This window comes from Aquiflexum sp. (genome assembly GCF_977115555.1).
Window position 1 is genome coordinate 1 of sequence record NZ_CDSBKL010000512.1, and the last position, 2,539, is coordinate 2,539.

General features: G+C 39.9%; 3 protein-coding genes. 2 read left to right on the forward strand and 1 reads right to left on the reverse strand.

What is annotated here, in order from left to right; all coding sequences use genetic code 11:
- Positions 1-276 precede the first annotated feature (276 nt).
- Positions 277-765, reverse strand: coding sequence for a DUF6702 family protein (locus tag ACZFYI_RS18925; RefSeq protein WP_462525681.1), 489 nt, complete (start codon positions 763-765; stop codon positions 277-279).
- Positions 766-854: 89 nt separating this feature from the next.
- On the opposite strand from ACZFYI_RS18925, the gene ACZFYI_RS18930 reads away from it, so the two are divergent.
- Complete coding sequence (locus ACZFYI_RS18930) at positions 855-1,436, forward strand: HupE/UreJ family protein (RefSeq protein WP_462525679.1); 582 nt, start codon at positions 855-857, stop codon at positions 1,434-1,436.
- A 127-nt stretch (positions 1,437-1,563) separates the two neighbouring features.
- Positions 1,564-2,539 (forward strand): gluzincin family metallopeptidase (locus tag ACZFYI_RS18935; protein ID WP_462525680.1); only part of this gene is annotated, 976 nt, incomplete at its 3' end.

Below are 2,539 nucleotides of genomic sequence, written 5' to 3' on the forward strand. Positions count from 1 at the left end.
TATCAAAGGCAGTATTAAAAGTAGTGAGCTAACTAAGAAAATAAAAAAGTACTAGAATTAAGAAAACAGCGATTCGGGACATGATTTTTTAAAGTCAAATTAGTATTTGCTATTCAAAGGTAAGGGTATTATTATATTTTTAGAAAATTGACTTGTGATATTAAGATTTCGGTTTAAATCCATTGATGTTGTCAAAATCCTGTCAAAATTATTTTGTCAGTAGAATTACCAAATTCTGATTCATAGATTTTAATAAAATAAATACTCCCTAAAAAATTAAAAAACCAACTCCCCCCATTCATTGTCTTTATACAGAATCAGGCTTTTTGGCTTTTTGTCCAAATAGAAATTGATGATGTTTTGCTGACCTTCAAAATTGGAGATGAGGATGTCGTTTTTGATCTCGACTTTTTTTGGAGCGGGTATTCCCGTCGCTTCCAAGTAAAACCAAGCAGCATCTTCCTCGATTTCATAGCCCAAATAAGAAAGTTTTGCCTTTTGGCCGTTGACCTTGATTTCGTTTTTCTCCAAAAGGTACGCTTGTAACATTTTCTCCAGATCAGCTTTATTCTTGGGATTCAGGAAATCCACTTTGGTTTTATATTTTTCCCCCAAAGCGACTTCAAGGTCATCCCAAAAAATCTTTTGGGCGATCTCAAGGCTTTGGTTGGTTTGGTTGTATCGGATTTCGGTCAGGCTGATGTAGAAAGGATGGAATAAAACCTTCCATCCCAAAATGAATATGAATATGTAATTGAATTGCATTTGGGTCACCATATTTTGTTTTCTTTGCAAATTAGACAGAAATCAAATAGTCTTGTGCGCCTTTTGGGCACAATAATCAAAAAACGCAAATGGGACAGTTTCAGCTGTATTTTCAATTAGGACTTCAACATATATTAGACTTAAAAGGATTTGACCATATCCTGTTCGTGGTGGCGCTATGTGCGATCTATGTCACAAGGGATTGGAAAAAAATTCTGATTTTGGTTACGGCATTTACCGTCGGCCATTCCATCACCTTGGCTTTGGCTACTTTAAAATTGGTAAACGTCAATTCGGATTGGATAGAATTTCTGATTCCAGTCACCATTGCTGTGACTGCGGTAAGCAATATTTTCAGCCCAAAACCGAGTTCAGGCCGAGGTATTCAGATCAATTATGTCTTTGCGCTATTCTTTGGATTGATCCATGGCCTTGGATTTTCCAATTACCTCAGGTCACTACTCGGAAAGGAAGCTTCGATATTTCAGCCACTGTTAGCCTTTAATATCGGATTGGAAGTGGGACAGTTGGTCATCGTTGCGATTTCCGTAATCATTTCTGGCCTCCTTGTAGGGATAGTTGGAGTCAATAGAAAAGATTGGGCTTTGGTCGTTTCTTCTGTGATTCTAGGGATGGCAGTTATGATGATGATCGATACCAAGTTTTGGTAACCAAAATAAAATTTGCCTTTGGTAAAAATTTAAATTGAGCATTCACAAAAAAAGTATTAATTGAGTTTTGGATAGTAAAAGCCTATCTATTACAAGTTCCACCCGCTATAGAATAATTACCATAAATATGAAAAGAATCCTAACAGCAGCATTCATTGCTTTTAGTCTCATGGTCTCTCTGCCTGCTTTGGCCCAATGGTCTGAGCAAAACCATGCAGAGCGTTTTGAGCAACTCGGTCCCATGCTCCGCAGCCCAAATGTGTACCGCACAGCATCAGGTGCTCCCGGACACCAATATTGGCAGCAAAAAGCCGATCATGAGATCCAAGTTGAACTGAATGACGAAAACCAATCCATCAAAGGATGGCAGAAAGTCACCTATTATAACAATTCCCCTGATCCGCTCAAATACCTTTGGATCCAACTCGACCAAAACGAAAGGGCAAAAGATTCCAACACCCCAAAAATTGCAGAGAGCAGCATCAATCAAAGAATGAACCTCCGTCAGTTGGAGAGCATCCTTTGGCATGACCTCGATCTTGGATATAAGATCCTTTCTTTGAAAGACCTTTCGGGAAAAGACATTCCGATCACTATTGTAAAGACCATGATGCGTGTGGACTTGCCTCAGCCGCTGATGCCTGGTCAGAAGACTGAATTTACAATGGACTGGACCTTCAACATCCATGACAGGATGAGCTTCATCGGCGGACGTCCGGGATATGAGTATTTTGAAAAAGACGGAAATTACCTCTACACGATGGCGGAATGGTTTCCAAGAATGGCTGTTTACTCAGATTTTCAAGGATGGCAGCACAAGCAATTCGTCGGAAGGGGTGAATTTGCTTTGACTTTTGGAGATTACAAAGTGAAGATCACCGTTCCTGCTGACCACATGGTAGGAGCCACCGGAGTTTTGCAAAATGCGGACAAAGTCCTCAGCGCAACAGAACTCGACCGTTGGAAAACAGCTCAGAAAACATTTGATACTCCTGTTGTAATCCGTACCCAAGCAGAAGCTGAAAAATTGGAAAAAGCCAAAGCCAAAGACAAAAAGACTTGGGAATTCCATGCTGAAAATGTGAGGGACTTTGCCTGGACAT